Genomic DNA, 23,590 nt, shown 5'->3' on the forward strand with positions numbered 1-23,590 from the left:
AGCTAGAAGCTAGATATATGAATCTTAGATGCTTTAATAAACTCTTGTGTATTGGGGTGATAAGTTGGATATATATAGCGATATTAAGAATTTAAAAGGAGTTGGACCTAAAGCTCTGCAGTTATTAAATAAGTCAGGTATATACAATCTCCTTGATTTACTTTTATATTTCCCAAGAGAATACGAAAATATAACAAGTTCAGAAGATATAACAAATATAAATGGTAAAGAAAAGTTGAAAATAAAGTGTAAGGTGTTAAGAATATTCCCAGATAAAAGAACTAAAACTGGTAAAACCATTACTACTATAGCATTTAGTGATGGGGAAAATACCTTTTACGGAAAGTGGTTCAATCAGCCTTATGTAAAGAAGAAATATTTTATCGACAAGGAATATACCCTAATAGGTGAAGTTAAAAAAGTAGGAAAGGATTATGAAATAAGCAATCCTAAGGATTTTAAGGAAAAAGAGGATAAGGAAAAAAGTGATAAGAATATAATTCCTAAGTATCCGCTAAAAGCTGGATTAACAAATAACTTTTTTATAAAATTAATAACCAGTATTCTAGAGGCTATGTTTATAAGAGAAAACTTGCCAGAATGGATAATTGAAAAGTATAAGTTATGTTCCTTAGATTATGCTATAAGAAATATTCATTATCCGAAAGAAGAAAATGCCTTAAGAGCTGCTGAGAGAAGATTAAAGTTTCAAGAACTATTTACATATTCTTTGAAAATACTGATGCTTAAAGAGTATGTTAAGTCAAATAAAGAGGGGATTGCATTTAAAATAGCACCAGAACTTGTTGATTTAAAGAATTCACTTCCTTTCCAGTTAACAGATGCTCAAAGTAAAGCAGTAAGGGAAATACTTTCAGATATGAAGAAGCCTACACCGATGAACAGATTATTGCAAGGAGACGTAGGTAGTGGAAAGACTATCGTAGCGTTAATAGCATTGTTTAATGCTGCGAAGAATCAATATCAAGGGGTTTTAATGGCGCCTACAGAGATATTAGCAAATCAACATTATCATGAGTTTATCAGAATAATGGCTCCTTTTAATATAAAAATAGAACTTTTAACAGGAAGTACTACTAAAAAACAAAAAGAAAGAATAAAGGAAGAAATAAAAGGAGGGAAAATAGATATTTTAATAGGAACTCATGCCTTGATAGAGGATGATGTACAGTTTGAAAATTTAGGTATTATAGTTACTGATGAACAACATCGGTTTGGAGTTATGCAGAGAAATAAGCTTTTTAATAAAGGTAAAAATATTGATGTATTAGTAATGACAGCTACACCAATTCCAAGGACTTTGGCTTTATATTTATATGGTGATTTAGAGGTTAGTATAATTGATCAATTGCCACCTGGTCGAGAGAAAATTGAAACAAAGCATGGAACAAAAAAACAAAGAGATAATATTTATGAATTTTCTAAGAAATCTATAAAAGAAGGACGACAAGTTTACGTTGTTTGTCCATTAGTTGAGGATAATGAAGTTTTAGATTTAAAATCTGTAGAGGCTTTGTTTATTGAATTAAAGGAATCTTATTTTAAGGACTATAATGTAGGTTTCATCCATGGAAAGATGTCTCCAAAAGACAAGGATAAGGTGATGAATGAATTTAAAAATAAAGAAACTCAAATTTTAGTTGCTACAACAGTAATTGAGGTAGGTATAAATGTTCCTAATGCAAATATAATGATAATAGAAAATGCCGAAAGATTTGGATTAGCTCAATTGCATCAATTAAGAGGTAGAGTTGGAAGAGGTCAATATAAGTCTTATTGCTTCTTAATTGCTGACACAAAAAGCAAGGTTACAGAAAAAAGAATGAAGATAATGGAGCAAAGTAACGATGGATTCTTCATCGCAGAAGAAGATTTAAAGATTCGAGGAACTGGAGAAGTTTTTGGATTAAGGCAAAGTGGTGAAAATGGACTGTTGCTAAGTGACGTTATAGAAGATATAAATATTTTGAAATGTGCAAATAAAGAAGCAAAAGAACTTGTTGCTAGTGAAAAGCTAGAAGACATTCAGATGAAAGAAGAAGTAATGAAATCTTTAGAAAAGCATTCAAAATATATTTGCTTTAATTAGTATAATAAAACAGAGGCTATGTAGTGTTTCTACATAGCCTCTTTAAACGAGGAGAATTATAGGAAGAGCCATTTGGCATCTTTAATATTATTGACTTATGCAATAATTTTATACTTTATGCAGAAAATATTTTGAGAATATACATTACTTATGCTAAAATTATAATAAAATAAGACAAAAGAGAGGCTTTTACATGAGAATTATATCAGGTCTTGCTAAGGGCAGAAAAATCTTGTCACCGGATAGTATGGAAACTAGACCAACCTTAGACAGAGTTAAAGAAAGTATTTTTAGTATAATACAAAATAAAATATATGATGCGACAGTAACGGATATATTTTCTGGTACTGGAAGTTTAGGTTTAGAGGCGGCGAGTAGAGGTGCTAAACAATGCTATCTAGTAGATAGAAGTCCTTCTGCTTATGGCTATTTACAGAAAAATGTTGAGAATTTGAAGTTTCAGGATATTTGTACTACGTTAAATATGGATGCGTATGAATCTTTAAAGCATTGTCATAAAAAGGGGGTTACTTTTGATATTATTTTTATCGATCCTCCATATGCAAAAAATATGATTCCAAAGGCTGTGGAAATGGTTTTTGAAATGAAATTGCTAAAAGAAGATGGCATAATAGTAACAAAAATTGATTCCGGTGAAGAAATATATGAAGGTTATGAGACCTTAAACTTATATGATAAACGAAAATATGGAAACACTACCGTTTGCTTTTATAGATATCAGGAGGACTAAAATGAGAGTAGCAGTATATCCAGGCAGTTTTGATCCCATTACTAACGGACACTTAGATATTATCAAAAGATCCGTTAAGGTATTTGACGAAGTTATAGTTACAGTACTTATAAATCCTGAAAAGAAAGGACTTTTTACTCCTGAAGAAAGAGTTGAATTAATTAAAAAGGTAGTTAAAGATATTCCTAACGTAAGGGTTGAAAGTTTTTTTGGGCTACTAGTAGATTTTATGAGGGAAAAAAATTCTAATATAATAATTAAAGGGTTAAGGGCTGTGTCAGATTTTGAATATGAGTTCCAAATGGCTTTAATAAATAATACTTTGGATGCTAATGTTGAAACCTTATTTATGATGACTAGCGCTCAAAACTTATTTTTAAGTTCATCTTCTGTTAAACAAGTTGCCATGTTTAATGGGGATATAACAGGATTGGTTCCAGAGGTTGTAGCTGAAGAACTTAAAGCAAAGATAAAGGAAACACGAAAAAAGAAGGGGGATTAACATGGAGTTTATTGAACTTGTAGAGTTACTTAGAGAGATAGCAGATACGGCACCTAAGGTACCATTAGGTAGCAAGGTTATGATTGATAAAAAGGAATTAATAAAGACCTTAGATGAAATTGAAAACACTATGCCAGAAGAATTTAGAAGGGCTCAGTGGATAGTTGAAGAAAAACAAAGAATACTTGACGATGCAATTAAGCAAGCTGATAGTTATAAACGTGAAAATATGGAAGTGCTTAGAGAAAAAATTGAAAATCATGATATAGTTGTTGAAGCTAAAGAACGTGCTGAAGAGATTAGGGCAGCAGCAGAGGCTGATGCTCAAATTTTAAGAGCAGGAGCAAGAGATTATGCAGAAGAAGTATTGAAAAATATTGATGAAGAAATACAAAAGCGAAAAATGGAACTCTTAAATGGAATAAACGAGAGAGTTGCATCAACAATTGGTAGCATTGATGATCATTTTAACAATACTTCAACTACACTAAGAGAAAATCTTAAGGAATTAAAAAAAGTTGTTCCTCAAGAATAATTTTTTAATAAATTCAAGTAATATAGGAATTATTAAAAAGATAAACAAAAATATGTATAAGTAATGTACTTGTTCATTAAAATTAGCTGAGACAGTTGTATTTCTAAGATAAAAATTACTTAAAAAGAACATTACTATTGAGGCTATAAAACCCTGTGATAATTTTAAAAACATATATCGTATTATTGAAACATTGTATTTATATATAAAAGCATAAACTTGAGCTACTACAGAAAGACCGCTGAAATTAATAAAAAAGCTACAAAGAATTATTTTAGTTTTAAGGTTATCTGTAGTACTTGTTATTAAAGAGCAGCCTTGAGTCATCTCTATGATGCCAGTAAAGGTTGCTTTTATTGTGTTATTCTTTATAAATATTAGGATATTATCATTAACTATTGAAGTTAGAAGAAAGAAAAAAACGATGAAACCTCCCACCATTAGAGTTGTATTAATAGCGTTCTCAATACTTGTTCTTAAGGCCATTCCTATGTTAAATAACTCTGTTTTAGATTTATAGTTTTCTTTATATTTAAACCTTGAAGGTTTCATAAGTAAGCTCATAACGAAGCTAGCTATGTAATTAGATAATAACAATAAATAACCTAAGTTTGTATCTTTCAGCATAGTAGTTCCAAGAGTGCCGATGACAAAAACCGGACTAGGATTTGAAGCTATATTTAAAAGTCTATCAGCACAAGCTTTATCTATTTTACCTTCGTCAAATAAACTGTAGGTATATTTAGCTCCTAGTGGATAACCACATAAAATACTTACTATTATAGGAAATGCACAACTTTCAGGCAATCTTAATGGTTTGCAAAGTAGTTTGCCAAGCGTTTTGGAGTATATTTCTACACCATTAAAAGCAATAAGCAAGTTACAAAGAATTAAAAATACAAATAGTGAAGGAAATACCGAATAGAAAAATAAATTTATACCTTTTAGTGTCATTACTATACATTTCTTTGGATTCAATAAAATAAATAATATTATTATCGTTAAAATTGAAGTGAGAAAAAGCCTAAGGGATAAAGCTTTTTTCTGGTGTAGGAAGATTATAATAGCTATTGAAATTATGACTATTAAAAAAATATGTATATGCAATTTGATACTCCTTATGTTGATTATTTGAGGAAGCTAATATGCAGATGATAAGTAAAATATTTATATAAGTTCTAATAATGATACTTTATTAAATATATTAATTTGGTACTTAAAATTTAAAGTAAAATTTTGGAACTTATATAGTATAAAGATATTTCCTCATTTCTATATTCTATTTTTGTAATAATCAAAAAAGACATCTAAAACTATGTTGTTTAGATGTCTTTAAATTTCATTATCAATTATATTATTATAGGGGATTTTAAATAATCTTCATTAGGATTGATTTTGCTATTAATTATGCTATAGGCTTTGGTCGAAGCAATATCTAACCTTAACATAGGATTCTCTAAGTTTTGAGGAACTTTTGAAATAAGTTGGAGGTTAGAATTCTTTTTTATTATTTTAAGCATAGCTTTTCCAGTGTCGTTAAAACCTAATATTCTACCATATGCAGGTATTTCGCGCCTCATAGAATATGTATCAAACTTTTCAAAACCGATGAAATACTGGGTTAATATTCTGTTTATTCTCGTCAATGGGTAACGTTTGCTCATTGTATTAATGGAAAAATCATCAAAGGTTTTATATTCAATAAGATTTTTTAAAATTCTATTTTCCAAACCTTCCTTAGCATCTGGTATATTTTTTATCGAACTTTCATCAGTTAAGGTTTTAAACCTTAGATAAGGATATATATCTTCTAGATAGCATAAAGAATCGTTAAAAAGGGCATCAAATACATATGAAGGTATAGCTAGGTTTAATTCATTTAGTTTTGCACCTTTTTTCATTGTAGTTCTTATAGATGTTGCACTAGAAAATACTCTATCCATTTCTGTGCTGTTATAGCTGCCTCCAAGCCTTTTAACTGTTGTAGGACATATAGGACTATTTAATCGTTTTAACGCTTTTAGGTATTCTATAGAAAGAATATTATTTGATTGATTTATAATGGTACCTATTGTGTCGTCGTTATAATAGTTCATTAGGGCTTTAGCCCTAGCTGCTGGGAAAGAGATTCCCAGATCCAATAAAGCTTTTAATTGAGATTTATAGTCATCAGGTTCTAAAACTAGAGTAGCTGCAATTTTATGTAATAGGGATAAAGAACCTTCTTCACTTCCAAAAGATAAGCTTTTTACACAATTAAGCTGATTTAATAAAGAAACAGAACCAAAAGCAAAAAATTCAGCAGAATTTACTGCATATACTGTTGGGAGTTCTAACACAAGGTCAGCTCCAGCTAAAAGAGCTAATTCGGTTCTTCTCCACTTATCGATTATTGCAGGTTCACCTCTTTGGACGAAGTTTCCACTGATGATTATTATTAAACCGTCACACTTAGTATTTGATTTTGTTTTTTCTATGTGGTATAAATGTCCGTTGTGCAGAGGATTATATTCGGCTATTATTGAAGTTATGTTCATGATTATCACCTCTAACATTATTATAACAAAGGGATAAGAATAGTATATTTTATTTTAAAAAAATAACTTTATTAAATATTATACTATAATTTTTTACTAGGTGGCTTGAAAACTATCATATAAAAGAGGTATAGTAGTAAAATAGAGATATATTTTTTTATAGAGACTTATGGTAACCAATAATATAAAATTATATTATGAAGGGAGAATAAAAATGGAATTTATGCAGAAGATTTGGAAACAGGCTAGAAGTTCCAAAAGAAGAATTGTACTTGCGGAAGGTGAGGAAAGAAGAAACTTAATTGCTGCAGGTAAAATTATTGAAAATAACTTAGCTGATATAATTTTGGTTGGAGATACAAATGCCATAAAAGAAAACGCAGAAGCTCTTGGAGTTGATATAAGAGAAGCTACAATTGCGGACCAACATACATACCCACATAAGGAAGAAATGATAAAAGAACTTTATGAAATCAGAAAAAGTAAAGGTATGACTTTAGAGAAGGCAGCTGAATTAGTACTAGATCCATTATACTTTGGTACTATGATGGTGAAAATGGGTTATGGTGATGGAATGGTTTCTGGTGCCATTCATACAACCGGTGACTTATTAAGACCAGGGCTACAAATAATTAAAACGGCTCCAGGAGTATCTGCAGTTTCTGGATTTTTTGTAATGGTTATTCCTAACTGTAATTACGGAGAAAATGGAACTTTAATATTTGCCGATTGTGCTGTAAATCCTAAGCCTACTTCAGAACAATTAGCATCTATAGCTATAACTACAGCGGAAACAGCAGAGAAATTTGATCTTGATCCAAAGGTTGCGATGTTATCTTTCTCAACAATGGGTAGTGCTAGCCATGAAATGGTAGATAACGTTAGAAATGCAGTCGATATGGCGAAATCTTTAAGACCTGATTTAGCAATAGATGGAGAATTGCAACTAGATGCTGCTATAGTTCCGGATGTTGCGGAGCTAAAGGCACCAAATAGTCCAGTGGCAGGAAAAGCTAATGTTTTAATATTCCCAGATTTACAAACTGGTAATATTGGTTACAAGTTGGTTCAAAGATTTGCAAGAGCAGAAGCTATAGGACCTATATGTCAAGGATTTGCAAAACCAATTAATGACCTTTCTAGAGGTTGTAGTCCAGAAGATATAGTAAACGTCGTAGCAATGACAGCAGTTCAAGCACAAAAAGGAATTTAATAATATACAGCAGAAAGTGGGATGGAAAAATGAAAGTACTAGTAATTAATTGTGGAAGTTCGTCAATAAAGTATCAACTTTTTAATATGGATAATGAAGAAGTTTTAGCAAAGGGTTTAGTTGAGAGAATTGGTATTGAAGGTTCTATATTAATCCATAAGGTTAATGGAGAAAAATACGATATAAAGGAAGTTATAAAAGACCATAAAGATGGTGTTAGATTAGTAATAGAAGCATTGACTAACAAAGAATACGGTGTAATAGCTGATATGAGTGAAATATCAGCAGTTGGACATAGAGTTGTTCATGGAGGAGAAAAATATGCCTCTTCAGTAGTAATAAATGACGAGGTTATGAAATCAATCGAAGACTGCGTGAAGCTTGCTCCGTTACATAATCCTCCGAATATAATCGGAATAAACGCTTGTAAAGAAATGATGCCAGAAGTTCCTATGGTAGCTGTGTTTGATACTGCTTTTCATCAAACTATGCCAAAGGAAGCATACCTTTACCCAATTCCATACGAATTATACGAGAATGATGCTATAAGAAAATATGGTTTCCATGGAACATCACATAAATATGTTACTCAAAAGGCTGCTGAAATGATAGGAAAGAATGTTGATGATATAAATATTATTACTTGTCATTTAGGAAACGGAGCTAGTTTAGCTGCCGTTAAGAATGGAAAATCTGTAGATACTTCAATGGGCTTTACACCACTTGAAGGATTATGCATGGGAACAAGAAGTGGTAGCATTGACCCATCGATTGTAACTTTCTTAATGAAAGAAAAGGGCTATTCTTGTGATGAAGTTGATAATATATTAAATAAAAAATCAGGCTTACTTGGTATATCTGGATTAAGTAGTGATTTTAGAGATATAAGAAGTACTGCAGGAGAAGGTGTAGAAAGATCCATTCTTGCTAGAGATATATTCTTTAATAAAATTCGCCAATACATAGGTTCGTATGCAGTGACATTAGGAAAAGTTGACTGTATAGCTTTTGCTGGTGGTATAGGAGAAAATGCTGCACTGGTAAGATCAGAAGTTGCTAAGGGTTTGGAAATTATTGGAGCGGAAATAGATTCAAAGCTTAATGAGGCTGCAGCTGGTGTAGAAGCTTGTATATCAACAGAAAGTTCTAAAATTAAGATTCTTGTAATCCCAACAGATGAAGAACTTATGATTGCTAGAGATACAAAGGAACTATGCTGTAAATAAAAACTCCTTGACAAATTATTCAACGATTTATATAATAAAACTTGTTTGTGGCTTAATATTTATATAACATGAATTTTGGAGTGATATGATGAAATTTGATTTATCAACATTAAATCTACAACAATCTTCAACTAAGGACATTGTTTTTACAATCGACAGTAAGAATCTTAAAACGGGAACTTTTAAAATGAATGAGCCACTAAATTTTAAAGGAATCCTTAAGTGTTTAGATCAAATTATATATATCGATGGAGTTGTTAGCGGCCTTTTATATCTAAATTGTTCAAGATGTTTAGATGAGGTAGAATATCCGTTGGACCTAGAGATCCATGAAAAGCTAACTTATGATATAGATAATAGAGATGATGATTTCATCTTTATTGATACTGAGGTTATAGATTTACAAGAAATTATTGAAAACAATATTAATTTCTCTCTTCCTATGAAGATACTTTGTACTGAGAAGTGCAAAGGACTATGTCCTGTCTGTGGTATTAATAAAAACCATGATAGTTGTCATTGTGATGATGATGTCATAGATCCAAGATTAGAAAAACTTAAAGAATTGTTTTCAAATACTGAGGAGGTGTAGTCAATGGGAAATCCAGCTAGAAAATTCTCAAAAGCAAAAACTGCTTCAAGAAGAGCTCAAACTTTTAAAGCATCAATGCCAGGAATAGTAGAGTGTCCAAAGTGCCACGAAATGAAGCTTGCTCATAGAGTGTGCAAAAACTGTGGAAACTATAAAGATAAAGAAGTTATTGCTACTGAGGAATAATCACCAAAAGAAAGTCGTTTGACTTTCTTTTATTTTTATGTAAGTTGTGGATATGTTAAATTCATAAATCCTCAATTCTCGGTTTAAAATTAGGACAATATGTCAGAAGGTGTCTTATATAAAGTTACGTACAAAGATTAGTATACAAAGTGGGGTGTGACTAATGATAATTGCTGTAGATGCTATGGGTGGAGATAATGCACCTAGTGCTGTTGTAGAGGGATGTATTCAAGCATTAGAAGATGATAGTATTAAGCTTATTTTTTGTGGGAAGGAAAAGCTCATAAATGAAGAACTAAGTAAATATAAATACGACAGCAGTAGAGTTTCAATTGTTAATGCTGAAGATATAATTACAAATAACGAACATCCAGCTATGGCTATAAAAAAGAAGAAGGATTCAAGCCTTGTTAAAGCTTTAAACCTTGTTAAAGATGGTAGTGCAGATGGTATAATTTCAGCAGGAAGCACAGGTGCTCTTTTAACAGGTGCAACGGTTATCATAGGAAGAATTAAAGGGGTGAAAAGACCTGCTCTAGCACCTATAATGCCAGGGAAAAATAATTCCTTTATGGTTATAGATGTAGGAGCAAATGTTGATTGTAAGCCAGAATACCTTCCACAATTTGCACTTATGGGAAAGGTTTATTTTGAAGCTGTTATGAAGATAAACAATCCAACAGTTGGATTAGTGAATATCGGCTCTGAAGAAGAAAAAGGTAATGAACTTACTAAAGGAGCTTTCCCGCTATTAAAGGAAGCCCCTATAAACTTTGTAGGAAACGTTGAACCAAGAGAAATACCTTATGGCGATGTAAATATACTTGTATGTGATGGCTTTGTAGGAAATACTATTTTAAAGACCTATGAAGGTGTTGCAAGTAGCATCCTTGGAGTATTGAAAGAAGAAATAATGTCATCCACTAGAACAAAAATCGGTGGAATATTGTTAAAACCTGTTTTCAAAATATTTAAGCAGAAATTCGACTACAAGGAAGTTGGAGGTTCAGCTTTTTTAGGAACTAATGGTATTTGCATAAAAGCTCATGGTTCTTCAGATGCAAGAGCTTTTAAAAATGCTGTAAGGCAAGCGAACTTAGTATATGAAAATAAGGTTATAGATAAGATTACTGAGGGTATTTTAGAGATTGAACACAGCATGTAAAAGAAAAATCTATTATTTAATGTATTGACGATATATTATTCTTATAATATTATCATAATATAAGTTTTAAAGGGAGGTGTAAGTATGGTATTTGAAAAGGTTAAGGGTATAATTGCTGAGCAATTAGGTGTTGATGAAGACGAGGTAACAATGGATTCATCTTTCGTCGATGATTTAGGCGCAGATTCACTAGATATAGTTGAATTAATTATGGCTTTAGAAAGTGAATTTGATATAGAAATTCCAGATGAAGACGCTGAAAAAGCTTCGACAGTAGGAAATGTAGTTGAATACATAAGAGAACATATTGAAGGTTAATAAAAGCCCCGTATATTGCGGGGCTTAAACCTATAATTAAGTTTATTCCTCAGTCTATTAACAATGAGTAGGCTGAGGAATAAACTTCGTAAGGAGAGTTTAGTGTGAACCAAAGAATTAAAAGAATAAGAATCCTTGAAGAGCAATTAAATGTTTCTTTTGAAAATATAGATTTATTAAATACTGCTTTAACTCATAGTTCATTTGTAAATCAGAAAAAACATATAGATTATAACGAACGTTTAGAGTTTTTAGGAGATTCCGTTTTACAACTTACTATATCTGAGTATTTATTTAAAGAACTTCATGGAAAGAGTGAGGGAGAGCTTACAAGGCTTAGGTCACTTATTGTATGTGAAAATTCATTACATTCCGTTGGAAGGGATTGGAATATAGGTAATTTTCTTTTAATGAGTAAAGGTGAGGAATTAACTGGTGGAAGAAGTAGAACATCAATTTTAGCTGACGCAGTTGAGGCAGTTATAGCGGCAATATACTTAGATAAAGGCTACGATGCTGCGAGAGAATTTATTTTACTGCATTTTAAGGAAGTTATAAATCTTGCTTTAGATAATAAAATAGTTCTTGACTATAAAACACGTTTGCAAGAAGTATTACAAAAGGATGGAGAAATCTCTATTGCTTACAAATTAGAAAAATATGATGGACCTCCTCACAGAAGACGTTTTTTTGTTAACTTAGAAGTAGCTAATAAGGTTTTAGGAAGTGGAGAAGGATTTAGTAAAAAGGAAGCAGAACAAATGGCAGCAAAGGAAGTTTTACTTGCGATGGAGAATAAAAATGAAGAATAAACATGTTATTATACCGATTTTTGTTCCACATGAAGGTTGCCCTCATAATTGTGTATTTTGCAATCAAAACACTATAACAGGAAATAGTGAGGTTATAGATGATAAGTTTGTGAGGAATACTATAGAGGAATACATAGAAACCATAGATATTAACAATTCTACTATAGAGGTATCTTTCTTTGGAGGAACTTTTACAGCAATCGATATTGAAAAGCAAAGACAACTTTTAGCTGTAGCAAAGGAATATAAAGAGAAAAAACTTATAAAATACATAAGATTATCTACTAGACCAGATTATATAAATCATGATATATTAGAGCATCTAAGAAGTTACAAAGTTGATATAATTGAATTAGGAGTACAGTCTTTAGATGATGAAGTGTTAAAAAAATCTGGAAGAGGACATAATGAAAAAGACGTAGTTTTTGCTAGTAGACTAATCAAAGAATATGGTTTTACTTTAGGACTTCAAGTGATGGTTGGTCTTCCAGGAGATACAGAGGAAAAGGATATTAAAACCGCAGAGAAGATTATTGAAATGAAACCTACTTTGGTTAGAATATATCCGTCTCTTGTAATAACAAATACTCCAATGGAAACTATGTTTAAGCAAGGTATTTATGAGCCATATACTTTAGAAAAAGCAGTAGAGATATCAAAAGTTATATATAAAATGTTTTTAAAAAATAATATAAATGTTATACGGATAGGATTGCAACCAACAGAAGATATTAATGTTGATGGAGAAATCGTTGCAGGACCATTTCATCCAGCATTTAGGGAACTAGTGGAAGCATCGCTTTATAAGGATATTCTTATTTCAAAAATTCCTATTGGATATAGTGGAGAAATATATTGCAGTATAAATCCAAAGGATATTTCAAAGGTGTATGCTAATAAGAAAAAATATTTTAAAGAAGTTCTTCAGGTATTAGGACTAAAGAGGCTTGAGGTTAGACAGGATAAAAACATTCTAAGAAATCATTTAATGATATTTTTAAATGGTGAAAGTAGAGTATATAACTTAGACACTGAGTAAAACCGCGGAGGCAATAATTGCTTCTCCACGGTTTTTAATATTTGTTGATATTTATGGGAAATTCCTTTAAACTATGAATAGAAAATATCCAAAGAGGTGATAAAAGATGAAAAAATCTCAGAGAGATATAGCATTTAAAGTAATGATAGTTTTCGTTATCATATCAATGCTTATAAGCATTTTACCAGCATTTTTTATATAGATACTTAGGAGAGATGTAAATGTATTTGAAAGCTATTGAGCTTAGGGGCTTTAAATCCTTTGCGGACAAAACAGAAATAGAACTTAAAGACGGAATTACAGCCATCGTAGGCCCTAACGGTAGCGGAAAAAGTAATATCTCAGATGCTATAAGATGGGTACTTGGGGAGCAAAGTGTTAAAAATTTAAGAGGCGGTAAGATGGAGGATGTTATTTTTGCAGGAACTGCCTATAGAAAACCGGTAGGACTAGCACAAGTAGCCTTGATTTTAGATAACTCAGATCATGGGTTGCCTCTTGATTATTCACAGGTCACAATTTCTAGAAGGTTATTTAGATCTGGTGATAGTGAGTATTATATAAACAATACAAAGTGTAGATTAAAGGATATACATGAATTGTTTATGGATACGGGGATAGGTAAGGAAGGTTATTCAATAATTAGCCAAGGTAAGATAGAAGCATTGCTTAGTGGTAGTTCAGATGAAAGGCGAGAACTTCTTGAGGAAGCAGCAGGAATTGTAAAATATAAAAGTAGAAAAAATGAATCTGAAAAAAAGCTTAATTTAACAGAACAAAACATAGTGAGGCTTAATGATATATTATCTACCTATGAGGAGAGATTAGGACCTTTAGAAATTGAAAGTGAGAAAGCAAAGGAATTTTTAAAGCTTTCTGAAAGTCTTAAGAATAATGAAATATCCTTGATGATAGATTCAGTTGAAAAAATTCAAAGTAAATTAGAAGTAAATAAAGAAGCCTTAAAACAGCAAGAAGAAGCTTTAAAGGAAATTTATGAAGATAAGAGTAAGCTTAAAGATGAACAAAACAAGCTTATAGAACTTCAGGAAGAACTTGAGAAAGAGGTCTTTAAAGAAAGAGAAGAATTTCAAAAGCAAAACGAAAGCCGTGAAGAAGTAAGGGCAGAAAATATTCTTTTAGAAGAAAGAATTAGCAATAGCAATGTTATAGCTGAAAAAGAAGTAGTGGAAGTAGAAAACCTTAGAAAAAAAATAACTGATATGCAGGCTATAAGTACACAACATAGCTTAGATATAAAAGCAACAGATGAAAAGCTTAAAGAGTTAACATCTGCAATAGAAAATACTGAGCAAGAAGTGCAGTCTGTTAATGACAGTATAAGTATACAAGAAGTTAATATAGACAAAGCTAAAGTGGAAGCCAGTGATTTGGATGTTAAAATCTTTGATTTTACAAGTGAAATAGCTGTCATCAATAATGAGATAGAAAATGTAAAGTTAAAGAACCAAGGGATTTTAGCTTCAATGGAAAGTAATGAAAACACCATAGCTATTAATACTAATACAAAGCTTGCCTTATTAAAAGAAACCGAAGAGTTAAAGAAAAAATCTTTAGAATTAGAAGATCAAAGCTTTGAAAGTAAGAAAAATCTCAGCAGACTTTCAAGAAACTTGACTATAGAGGAAAAAGATCTAAAGGAACTTACAAATGAAAAAACTAAAGGTGAAACTAATCTAAGTTTTTTAAACAAGTTAGAAGAGCAATATGAAGGTTATACAAAATCTGTTAAAAATCTTATGAGCCATATAAAAGAAAATAGGATAGATAACCTTCAAGGAGAGGTCAATGTATTAGGAGAAGTTATTTCTGTAAATAGGAAGTATGAGACTGCTATAGAAATTGCTGTTGGATCAGGAATTTCAAATATTATTTCTTCAACTGAAAAAGATGCAAAAAAACTTATTATGCATTTAAAGAATAATAATTTAGGTCGTGCTACCTTCCTACCACTAGATACTATAAGAAGTAATGTTATTAGTGTTGATAAAAATATTGCCAATATGAAGGGATATTTAGGTATTGCTTCGGAGTTAATAGAATATGAGGCGAGATTTAAGAAAGCAATAGATTTTGTCTTTGGAAGAACCTTGATTGCTGAGGAGCTAGATGCTGCGACAGCTATTGCTAAGGCTAGTAATTATTCATATAGGATTGTAACTCTTCAAGGTGAAGTAGTGAGTCCAGGAGGTTCCTTAAGCGGTGGATCTCTGTATAGCAAATCCTTAAATATTATCGGTAGAAAAAGAGAAATTGAAGACATTAGTGATAAATTAAAGGAAATAAGTGATAAGTTAGAAGATAAAAAAATAAAAATAGAAAATTTAAGAAAAGAAATAGCTTTATCTGATGAAGAAATTCTAAACTTAACAGATAAGATACATTTTAATAATATTGAAAAAACTAAGGTTGAGGAAAGAGTATCTGCGTTAGAAAAAGAAATATTAAATGTTAAAAAGGTTGTAAGTACTAACAGAGAAATTGTATCAAAGTTAAAAACAGAATTAGAAGAGAAACAGTCATTACTTAATGACAAAAATGAGAGCGTTTTAAGGTTCAAAAATAGAAAAGAACAGTTAAAAGTTTTTATAGAAGAAGAGGAATCTAAAAAACAGCAAGTCAGCAAAAGTATAAGTGAAAGAAAGGATATGCTAACTAGCTATAAAATTGAGGAAGCAAAGACAATAGAAGCTCTTAGCAGTAAGAAAAGTTCTTTTGAAAGTCTAAAATATGAGATAGAAGAAATTTCTGAAAGAATTAAGACAAAGGAAAATGAAATTATACTGTCAAAGTCGGCTATAGAAGCGATGAAAGAAAAAATTAAAAATAATAATAATATCTTAGAGAGTATAAATTCATACATTATATCAAAAAATAAGTTCTTCGAAGAAATTGAAGGGAAAAAATTAGGTTTTAGGGAAAGACAGAAAAAAGTAAATGATCAATTAGAGATTATAAACGATACTATTAATTCTAGAGAAGAATTGAAGCACAGACAAGAAGTAGCTATAGCTAAAAGTGAAACGGAGTATGAGAATATTTTAAATAAGCTTAATGAGGAGTTTAATTTAACTTTAGCAGAAGCTTATGAATATAAGGTGGAGAATTTAGAAGTAGCTTCAGTAAAAGATATAATATATTCATTAAAGAGACAGATTTCTTCTTTAGGTGTAGTTAATGTTGGTGCTATTGAAGAGTATAAGGAAATTAAAGAAAAGTATACTTTTATGAATAATCAAAGAGAAGACCTTATAAATGCTAAAGATGAACTTATGAAGGTTATTGAAGAGATGACTGAGAAGATGAAAGAAGTATTTAATGAAAATTTTGAAAAACTCAAGGTTTTGTTTAATGAAACTTTCCAACAGCTATTTAAAGGTGGAAGTGGAGACTTGTTAATAAATGGAGATGATGTTTTGTTATCGCCAATTGAAATCAATGTTCAACCACCAGGTAAAAAGCTTCAAAATATTAACTTGATGTCCGGTGGAGAAAAAGGTTTATCTGCCATAGCTTTATTATTTGCTATTTTAAAGATGAAACCAACTCCATTCTGTATATTAGATGAGATAGAGGCCGCTCTTGATGATGTTAATGTATCAAGATATGCTGAATTCCTTAAAAAATTCTCTTCAAACACTCAATTTATAGTAATAACACATAGAAAAGGTACAATGGAAGCTAGTGATGTTCTTTATGGTGTAACCATGGAAGAAAAAGGGGTATCAAAGATTGTATCTGTAGATCTAACAAATAATAATATGGAGGCAGTATAATGTTTGGTGGTTTTTTTGATAAATTAAAAAATGGGCTTAACAAGACAAAAGAAAATCTTACTGAAAAAATCAATGTAATGTTAGGTAACTATATTTCAATTGATGAAGATTTGTTTGATGAACTTGAAGAAATTTTAATAACAGCAGATGTAGGTGTTGATACATCTATGTTTATAATTGATGAATTGAAAAAGAAGATTAAAGAAGAAAGAATTAATGAAGTATCTGAGGTTTATCCTGCATTAAAAAGAGTAATTGTTGAAATATTAGGTAGCACAAGAGAAGATTTTACAAAGCAAGATACTCCAAAGGTAATGCTTGTTATAGGCGTTAATGGCGCAGGAAAAACTACCTCAATAGGAAAGATGTCTGCAAAACTAAAAAAATCAGGATATAATGTTCTCATGATTGCGGCAGATACTTTTAGAGCTGCTGCAATAGACCAATTAGAGGTTTGGAGCAAAAGAGCAGAGGTAGAAATTATTAAACATCAAGAAGGTTCAGACCCCGCAGCAGTTGTTTTTGATGGAGTTCAAGCTGCAAAAGCTAGAAATGTTGATATTTTACTTTGTGATACAGCTGGGAGACTTCATAATAAGAAAAATTTAATGAATGAACTTGGTAAAATAAACAGAATAATTGAAAGAGAATATGGTCATGCAGAAAAGGAAACTTTATTAGTTTTAGATGCATCTACAGGACAAAATGCTGTAAGTCAAGCAAAGCAATTTAATGAAATCTGTAAAGTTGACGGAATTATTTTAACAAAGCTTGACGGAACGGCTAAAGGTGGAGTGGTTATTTCTATTAAACATGAATTGAACATTCCAGTTAAGCTTATTGGTGTTGGTGAATCCATTGATGATTTACAAGAATTTGATGCAAGTGAATTTGTAGAAGCATTATTCTAAAGAAATAGGTGTTAAGGAAAAAACCTTGACTGTTAAGGAAAAATACTTGACACCAATCGATTTATCTGTTAACATACTTATTGTGTCAGGAGATTATAATGGACGATAGATTTGAAATGTCATTATTATTAGATTTTTACGGAGTGTTGCTTACAGAAAAGCAATTTGATTTAATGAAGCTTTATTATGATGAGGATTTATCTTTAGGAGAAATTGCTGAAATTAATTCAACAAGCAGGCAAGCTACCTTTGATACTATAAAAAGATGTCACAAGCTTTTGTATAGTTATGAAGAAAAACTAATGCTCCTTAAAAAAAGTGAAGAAGAAAAAATTTTTAAAAAAGTTTTAATAGAAAAATTACAACTTATTAATACTTTAACTGATGACGATAGGATAAAGACAGAAATAGATAACCTTAAAGAATATGTTACTTCTACAACTATGTAGAAAGGAGAGCTATTATGGCTTTTGAAGGATTAGGCGAAAAGCTTCAAGAGACTCTTAAAAAGTTAAGAGGCAAAGGTAAGCTTACAGAGGCAGATATTAAAGAGGCTATGAAGGAAGTAAAGCGTGCTTTATTAGAAGCTGATGTTAATTTTAAATTAGTTAAAGAATTTGTAAATAAGGTAAGTGACAAGTGTTTAGGTTCAGAAGTTCTTGAGAGTTTAACACCTGGTCAACAGGTAATTAAAATTGTTAACGATGAATTAAAGGATCTAATGGGTAGTACAGAGAGTGAATTAAAACTTTCTTCTACAGGTTTTACCATAATCATGTTAGTTGGTCTTCAAGGTGCTGGTAAAACAACTATGGCAGGAAAACTTGCACTTAATTTAAGAAAGAAAAATAAGAAGCCTCTTTTAGTAGCCTGCGACGTTTATAGACCAGCAGCGATTAAACAATTAGAGGTATTAGGAAAACAGATAGATATACCTGTGTTTTCAATGGGTGATAAAATTTCTCCAGTTGAAATATCAAAGGCAGGAATTAAACATGCAAAGGATAACGGCAATAATGTTGTTATTATAGATACTGCTGGGCGTCTTCAAATTGATGAAGAGCTGATGGAAGAATTAAAAAATATAAAAGCAGATGTAACACCAGATGAAATATTATTAGTTGTAGATTCTATGACAGGTCAAGAAGCTGTTAATGTAGCTAAAACTTTTGATGAAACTCTTGATATAGATGGTGTTGTACTTACAAAACTCGATGGTGATACAAAGGGTGGAGCTGCTCTTTCTATAAAGGCGCTTACTGGAAAACCAATTAAATTTGTTGGTTTAGGTGAAAAGGTAAATGACCTTGAAGTATTCCATCCAGATAGAATGGCATCTAGGATTCTTGGAATGGGAGATGTATTGTCTCTTATTGAAAAGGCACAAGCGGCTATTGATGAAAAGGAAGCTAAAGAGCTTGGTGAGAGAATGTTAAATCAAGAGTTTACTCTTGAAGACTTGATAACATCTTTTAATCAGATGAAAAAATTAGGACCGCTTAACAAGCTTATCGAAATGATTCCTGGAGTTGATGCTAAAGCAATGCAAGGTGTTGATTTTGCTCAAGGTGAGAAAGAACTAAAAAGGAAAGAAGCTATAGTTCAGTCTATGACTGTAAAGGAAAGAAGAAATCCTTCTTTGGTTCAAAAATCTCCATCAAGAAAGAAAAGAATAGCTGATGGTTGCGGATTATCAATCCAAGAAGTTAATAAACTTCTTAAAGATTTCGAGATGATGAAAAAGACTATGAAGCAATTTAAAAACTTCAAGCCTGGAAAGGCTAACAAAAAAGGTTTATTTGGAAAACTTCCATTTGCATAAACATTTAGACACTTTAAAGGAGGTGAAAAAACAATGGCAGTAAAAATCAGATTAAGAAGAATGGGTTCAAAGAAAGCTCCTTTCTATAGAATAGTTGTTGCTGATTCAAGAGCACCAAGAGATGGTAAATTCATCGAAGAAATTGGTTACTACAATCCAACAACTGAACCAATGACTGTTAAGATTGATAGTGAAAAAGCTGAAACTTGGATGAAGAATGGTGCACAACCAACTGATATCGTTAAAAGATTATTCACTAACAGCGGAATTACAAAATAGTACTGGGGGTAGTTTTTTATGAAAGCTTTACTTGAGACTATAGTTAGATCTTTAGTTGATAACCCAGATGAAGTCCAAGTTAATGAAACACTTGGAGAACAGTCAATTGTTCTAGAAGTTAAGGTGAGCCCAGATGATATGGGTAAAGTAATCGGCAAACAGGGAAGAATAGCTAAAGCTATTAGAACTGTTGTCAAAGCGGCAGCTGTAAAAGAAAATAAAAAAGTTGTTGTTGAAATAGTATAAGAGTTAGGAGAATTCCTAACTCTTTATTTATATACGAAATTTGAGGAGATGATATTAATGGTAGAATTTTTAGCTGTGGGTATAATTACAAATGTTCACGGATTGAAAGGTGAATTTAAAGTTAAGCCTCTAACCGATGATATTAGACGCTTCAATAAGCTTAAAAAGGTTTTTATAAAAGGCAAGGAATATAATGTTTCATGGTGCAAACTTCAGCCACAAAAGGTTATAGTTAAAGTTGAAGGTATAGATACTGTTGAAGAAGCTATGAGATATAAAAATGAATACATGCAGGTAGACAGAGAGAATGCTATAAAATTGCCAGAAGGTAGATATTTTGTTGCAGATCTTATTGGATGTAATGTTGTTGATCATAATGGAAAAGATGAAGGTGTAATTAAGGATGTTATTTTTACAGGAAGCAATGACGTTTATTGGTCAATAAGAGAAGGTCGTGAAGATCTTTTAATACCTGTAATAGATCCTGTGGTTGATACTATAGATATTGAAAAAAGAGTTATTACTATACAACCGGTGGAGATGTGGATGTGAAGATAGATATATTAACCCTTTTTCCAGAGATGTTCGATATCTTTAACCACAGCATTCTTGGAAGAGCACATGAAAAACATATTATTGATGTAAAAGCCCATAATATTAGAGATTATACCTTAGATAAGCATAAGCGAGTAGACGATTATTCTTATGGCGGTGGTGCAGGTATGGTTATGGCAGCTCAACCTATTGTTGATTCCATAAAAGCTATAAAGGAAAATAATAAGGGAAAAGTCATATACCTAGGACCTAGAGGAATTATATTTAATCAAGCAATGGCCTCAGAGCTTGCTAAAGAAGAGGAATTAATATTTTTGTGTGGACATTATGAAGGAATAGATGAGAGAGCTTATGAAGCTATAGATATGGAAATATCTATAGGGGATTTTATATTAACAGGAGGAGAAATGGCTTGCATACCTATTGTTGATAGCATATGCAGACTATGTCCTGGCGTACTTAACAAAAATGAAAGTTTTGAGATAGAATCTTTTAGCGATGGAACCTTAGAATATCCCCAATATACAAGACCCGTGGAATTTAGGGGCAAAAAAGTTCCAGAGGTGCTTTTATCAGGTCATCATGAAAATATACGAAAATGGAGACGATTAAAGTCTCTTATAATCACGAAAGAAAAGCGTTATGATTTATTTCAAAAGTTAACCTTAAGCAAGGAAGATCTAAAACTTTTGAAACAATATGAAAACTATGCAGAAGAAGATAAATAATTGTTGATTTCCCTAAGTTTATATGGTAATATAAACTTTGTGCTAGTACGGGCGGTCCTCTGCCTTCCAAGTGGATGGGTAAGAACGTCAAAATAATTATCAAGGAGGAATGCACAATGTTAGATATAATAAAACAAATCGAAGCTGAATACTTAAGAGACGATATCGTTGAATTTAACGTAGGAGATACTATAAGAGTAGACGTTAAAATTAAAGAAGGCGAAAAAGAAAGAATTCAGGCTTTTGAAGGAACAGTAATCAAAAAGCAAAACGGTGGAACTAGAGAAACTTTCACAGTTAGAAGAGTTGCTTACAATGTTGGAGTAGAAAGAACATTCCCAATCAACTCCCCAATCATCTCTAAAATTACTGTTGTAAGAAGAGGTAAAGTAAGAAGAGCTAAATTATTCTACTTAAGAGATAGAGTAGGTAAGGCTGCAAAAGTTAAAGAAAGAATGTAAAAAAATCGGGGCTCTTATATGAGCTCCTTTTTGTTTATATAGACAAGTAAATTTGCTATTAATAGTTAAACCATAATTTGCAAATTATATAGATAAATTAACAGAGTACAATTTTTATAACAATTAGGAGGTATGCTTCTGTGATAGATAAAATTAATTGGTTTCCCGGACATATGTCAAAGACACGTAGGGAAATTAAAGAGAACTTAAAACTTGTAGATGTAGTTATTGAAATAAGAGATGCTAGAATTATTAAATCAAGTGCAAATCCTGATATAGATGAGATAACAAAGGGTAAGCCAAGAATTATTTTATTAAATAAGAGTGATTTAAGTGATGAAAGATGTACAAAAGAATGGATTGATAATTTAAGCAATGAAGAGACAAAGATACTAACTGTAAACTGCTTAAATGGTCAAGGAATAAGAAATATTAAACCTGCTATAGATCAATTACTAAAAGAAAAACATGATAGGATGAAAGCAAAAGGTCTTATAAATATAAAAACTAAAGCTATGGTAGTAGGAATTCCAAACGTAGGAAAATCCACCTTTATAAATAGAATGGCAGGAAGCTCTATAGCCAAAACTGGTGATAGGCCAGGTGTAACAAAAAGTAAACAATGGATAAGAACTAAAATCGGTATAGAATTACTTGATACTCCAGGGGTTCTGTGGCCAAAGTTTGAAGATAATAGAGTAGGCTTAAATTTAGCTTTTACTGGAGCAATAAAAGATGAGATTATGGATGTAGAAGAACTTGCTTTAAAACTTATCGAAGATTTAATGGTTATTGCTCCAAAGAGTTTAATGGAGAGATATAAGCTGGATTCTATAGCTGAAACAGCAATAGATAATATGGATAATATAGCGAGAAAAAGAGGTATGATATTATCTGGGAACAATATTGATTACAACAGAGTAGCAATAATGCTTTTAGATGAATTCCGAGGTGGTAAGCTTGGAAAGATATCTTTAGAGAGGTACGTTAGTGAATAATATAGAAACCATGAACTTTAAAGCTGTTAAAGAGTATTTGCAAAGTGTCGATTCCGTTGATGAAGATATTATTAATTTACTTAAAGCTGATAAAAGAAAAAACGTAAACGCTTTAGGAGATAAATTACAAAGAGATGCAATGAAAGCTATAGAGGAACTAGCAAGAATAAAATCTATGTATACGTTTGACAGAGATCAAGGGGTATATGCAATAACTGCTGGGGTTGATGAGGTAGGTAGAGGCCCTCTTGCAGGACCGATTGTTGCAGCTGCAGTTGTCTTGGATCTTTACGATTTAAAGGATGAGAACTTGATATTAGGCATAAAAGATTCGAAAAAGCTTTCTGCAAAAAAAAGAGAAGAACTTGATAAGTTAATAAAAGAAAGAGCCGTATCCTACGCAATCGGTATTGCAGATAATAATGAAATAGATGAAAAGGGAATAGCTTGGTGTAACAATGAAGTTTTCAAAAGAGCTATAAAAGGTTTAAAAGTTAGACCAGATTTAGTTATTTCAGATGGATTTCCGGTAAGTGGTATAGAGTGTGAAAACAAATACTATTATAAAGGTGATAATCTAAGTATAAGTATTGCTGCTGCATCAATAATTGCTAAAGTTTTTCGAGATGAGATAATGCAAGATTATCATAAGAAATATCCTAATTATAACTTTGAAGCTAATGTAGGCTATGGAACAGAAGAACATGTAAGAGCTATTAAAATGTTTGGTATAACGCCAATTCATAGAATGAGTTTTTTAAAGAATATACTTTATTAAATTCTCTATTTTTCCGAATTTATTAGTAT

General features: G+C 31.4%; 25 protein-coding genes. 23 read left to right on the forward strand and 2 right to left on the reverse strand.

Annotation, left to right across the window (positions count from 1 at the left end; all coding sequences use genetic code 11):
• Positions 1–64 precede the first annotated feature (64 nt).
• The 4 genes from recG to CLOCEL_RS09465 all read left to right on the forward strand — a co-directional run bounded on the left by recG (position 65) and on the right by CLOCEL_RS09465 (position 3,898).
• The gene (gene recG / locus CLOCEL_RS09450; RefSeq protein ID WP_010077155.1) at positions 65–2,110 is read left to right on the forward strand and encodes an ATP-dependent DNA helicase RecG; all 2,046 of its coding nucleotides are present in this window, start codon (positions 65–67) and stop codon (positions 2,108–2,110) included.
• Between the two features lie 193 nt (positions 2,111–2,303).
• Positions 2,304–2,861 carry a 16S rRNA (guanine(966)-N(2))-methyltransferase RsmD gene (rsmD, locus tag CLOCEL_RS09455; RefSeq protein ID WP_010077154.1) on the forward strand — a complete coding sequence of 186 codons (558 nt, stop codon included), beginning with the start codon at positions 2,304–2,306 and terminating at the stop codon, positions 2,859–2,861.
• Position 2,862: 1 nt separating this feature from the next.
• Positions 2,863–3,363, forward strand: coding sequence for a pantetheine-phosphate adenylyltransferase (gene coaD / locus CLOCEL_RS09460; RefSeq protein WP_010077153.1), 501 nt, complete (start codon positions 2,863–2,865; stop codon positions 3,361–3,363).
• 1 nt (position 3,364) lies between these two features.
• Positions 3,365–3,898, forward strand: coding sequence for a hypothetical protein (locus CLOCEL_RS09465; protein ID WP_010077152.1), 534 nt, complete (start codon positions 3,365–3,367; stop codon positions 3,896–3,898).
• Here the strand turns inward: CLOCEL_RS09465 and ylbJ are convergent.
• Together ylbJ and CLOCEL_RS09475 are read right to left on the reverse strand one after the other, a co-directional pair.
• Positions 3,872–5,005: a sporulation integral membrane protein YlbJ gene (gene ylbJ / locus CLOCEL_RS09470; protein WP_010077151.1), complete on the reverse strand. Its 1,134-nt coding sequence runs from the start codon at positions 5,003–5,005 to the stop codon at positions 3,872–3,874. The two genes, CLOCEL_RS09465 and ylbJ, sit on opposite strands and share 27 nt — an antisense overlap.
• Before the next feature lie 242 nt (positions 5,006–5,247).
• A complete protein-coding gene (locus CLOCEL_RS09475) occupies positions 5,248–6,435 on the reverse strand; it encodes a nucleotidyltransferase (RefSeq protein ID WP_010077150.1) in 1,188 nt (395 codons plus the stop codon).
• Between the two features lie 214 nt (positions 6,436–6,649).
• Between CLOCEL_RS09475 and pta the strand changes: the two genes are divergently transcribed.
• The 19 genes from pta to CLOCEL_RS09570 all read left to right on the forward strand — a co-directional run bounded on the left by pta (position 6,650) and on the right by CLOCEL_RS09570 (position 23,561).
• A complete protein-coding gene (gene pta, locus CLOCEL_RS09480; protein WP_010077149.1) occupies positions 6,650–7,648 on the forward strand; it encodes a phosphate acetyltransferase in 999 nt (332 codons plus the stop codon).
• A 29-nt stretch (positions 7,649–7,677) separates the two neighbouring features.
• Positions 7,678–8,874 (forward strand): acetate kinase, encoded by a 1,197-nt coding sequence (locus CLOCEL_RS09485; RefSeq protein WP_010077148.1) that lies wholly within the window; start codon positions 7,678–7,680, stop codon positions 8,872–8,874.
• 88 nt (positions 8,875–8,962) lie between these two features.
• Positions 8,963–9,466 (forward strand): YceD family protein, encoded by a 504-nt coding sequence (locus CLOCEL_RS09490; RefSeq protein WP_010077147.1) that lies wholly within the window; start codon positions 8,963–8,965, stop codon positions 9,464–9,466.
• 3 nt (positions 9,467–9,469) lie between these two features.
• The gene (rpmF, locus tag CLOCEL_RS09495; protein WP_010077146.1) at positions 9,470–9,652 is read left to right on the forward strand and encodes a 50S ribosomal protein L32; all 183 of its coding nucleotides are present in this window, start codon (positions 9,470–9,472) and stop codon (positions 9,650–9,652) included.
• A 163-nt stretch (positions 9,653–9,815) separates the two neighbouring features.
• On the forward strand, positions 9,816–10,817 hold the full coding sequence (gene plsX, locus CLOCEL_RS09500) for a phosphate acyltransferase PlsX (protein WP_010077145.1): 1,002 nt from the start codon (positions 9,816–9,818) through the stop codon (positions 10,815–10,817).
• A gap of 84 nt (positions 10,818–10,901) precedes the next feature.
• A complete protein-coding gene (acpP, locus tag CLOCEL_RS09505; RefSeq protein WP_010077144.1) occupies positions 10,902–11,135 on the forward strand; it encodes an acyl carrier protein in 234 nt (77 codons plus the stop codon).
• A 104-nt stretch (positions 11,136–11,239) separates the two neighbouring features.
• Complete coding sequence (gene rnc, locus CLOCEL_RS09510; RefSeq protein WP_010077143.1) at positions 11,240–11,947, forward strand: ribonuclease III; 708 nt, start codon at positions 11,240–11,242, stop codon at positions 11,945–11,947.
• The gene (locus CLOCEL_RS09515; RefSeq protein ID WP_010077142.1) at positions 11,937–12,986 is read left to right on the forward strand and encodes an elongator complex protein 3; all 1,050 of its coding nucleotides are present in this window, start codon (positions 11,937–11,939) and stop codon (positions 12,984–12,986) included. Before rnc ends, CLOCEL_RS09515 begins: the two co-directional genes overlap by 11 nt.
• 221 nt (positions 12,987–13,207) lie before the next feature.
• Complete coding sequence (gene smc / locus CLOCEL_RS09520) at positions 13,208–16,783, forward strand: chromosome segregation protein SMC (RefSeq protein ID WP_010077140.1); 3,576 nt, start codon at positions 13,208–13,210, stop codon at positions 16,781–16,783.
• Positions 16,783–17,694, forward strand: coding sequence for a signal recognition particle-docking protein FtsY (gene ftsY / locus CLOCEL_RS09525; RefSeq protein WP_010077139.1), 912 nt, complete (start codon positions 16,783–16,785; stop codon positions 17,692–17,694). The genes smc and ftsY overlap by 1 nt, the downstream gene beginning before the upstream one ends.
• Positions 17,695–17,810: 116 nt before the next feature.
• Positions 17,811–18,143: a putative DNA-binding protein gene (locus tag CLOCEL_RS09530; RefSeq protein WP_423200079.1), complete on the forward strand. Its 333-nt coding sequence runs from the start codon at positions 17,811–17,813 to the stop codon at positions 18,141–18,143.
• Between the two features lie 14 nt (positions 18,144–18,157).
• Positions 18,158–19,516 carry a signal recognition particle protein gene (gene ffh / locus CLOCEL_RS09535; protein WP_010077137.1) on the forward strand — a complete coding sequence of 453 codons (1,359 nt, stop codon included), beginning with the start codon at positions 18,158–18,160 and terminating at the stop codon, positions 19,514–19,516.
• A 33-nt stretch (positions 19,517–19,549) separates the two neighbouring features.
• The gene (rpsP, locus tag CLOCEL_RS09540) at positions 19,550–19,795 is read left to right on the forward strand and encodes a 30S ribosomal protein S16 (protein WP_010077136.1); all 246 of its coding nucleotides are present in this window, start codon (positions 19,550–19,552) and stop codon (positions 19,793–19,795) included.
• Between the two features lie 18 nt (positions 19,796–19,813).
• On the forward strand, positions 19,814–20,041 hold the full coding sequence (locus tag CLOCEL_RS09545) for a KH domain-containing protein (protein WP_010077135.1): 228 nt from the start codon (positions 19,814–19,816) through the stop codon (positions 20,039–20,041).
• 57 nt (positions 20,042–20,098) lie between these two features.
• Positions 20,099–20,593, forward strand: a complete 495-nt coding sequence (gene rimM, locus CLOCEL_RS09550; RefSeq protein ID WP_010077134.1) for a ribosome maturation factor RimM — start codon at positions 20,099–20,101, stop codon at positions 20,591–20,593.
• Positions 20,590–21,324 (forward strand): tRNA (guanosine(37)-N1)-methyltransferase TrmD, encoded by a 735-nt coding sequence (gene trmD, locus CLOCEL_RS09555; RefSeq protein WP_010077133.1) that lies wholly within the window; start codon positions 20,590–20,592, stop codon positions 21,322–21,324. The genes rimM and trmD overlap by 4 nt, the downstream gene beginning before the upstream one ends.
• Before the next feature lie 116 nt (positions 21,325–21,440).
• A complete protein-coding gene (gene rplS, locus CLOCEL_RS09560; RefSeq protein ID WP_010077132.1) occupies positions 21,441–21,785 on the forward strand; it encodes a 50S ribosomal protein L19 in 345 nt (114 codons plus the stop codon).
• A gap of 140 nt (positions 21,786–21,925) precedes the next feature.
• Positions 21,926–22,783, forward strand: a complete 858-nt coding sequence (gene ylqF / locus CLOCEL_RS09565) for a ribosome biogenesis GTPase YlqF (RefSeq protein WP_010077131.1) — start codon at positions 21,926–21,928, stop codon at positions 22,781–22,783.
• A 10-nt stretch (positions 22,784–22,793) separates the two neighbouring features.
• Positions 22,794–23,561 carry a ribonuclease HII gene (locus CLOCEL_RS09570; protein ID WP_049785867.1) on the forward strand — a complete coding sequence of 256 codons (768 nt, stop codon included), beginning with the start codon at positions 22,794–22,796 and terminating at the stop codon, positions 23,559–23,561.
• Positions 23,562–23,590: the final 29 nt, after the last annotated feature.

Origin of the sequence: Clostridium cellulovorans 743B (genome assembly GCF_000145275.1) — a bacterium.
GTDB lineage: Bacteria > Bacillota > Clostridia > Clostridiales > Clostridiaceae > Clostridium_K > Clostridium_K cellulovorans.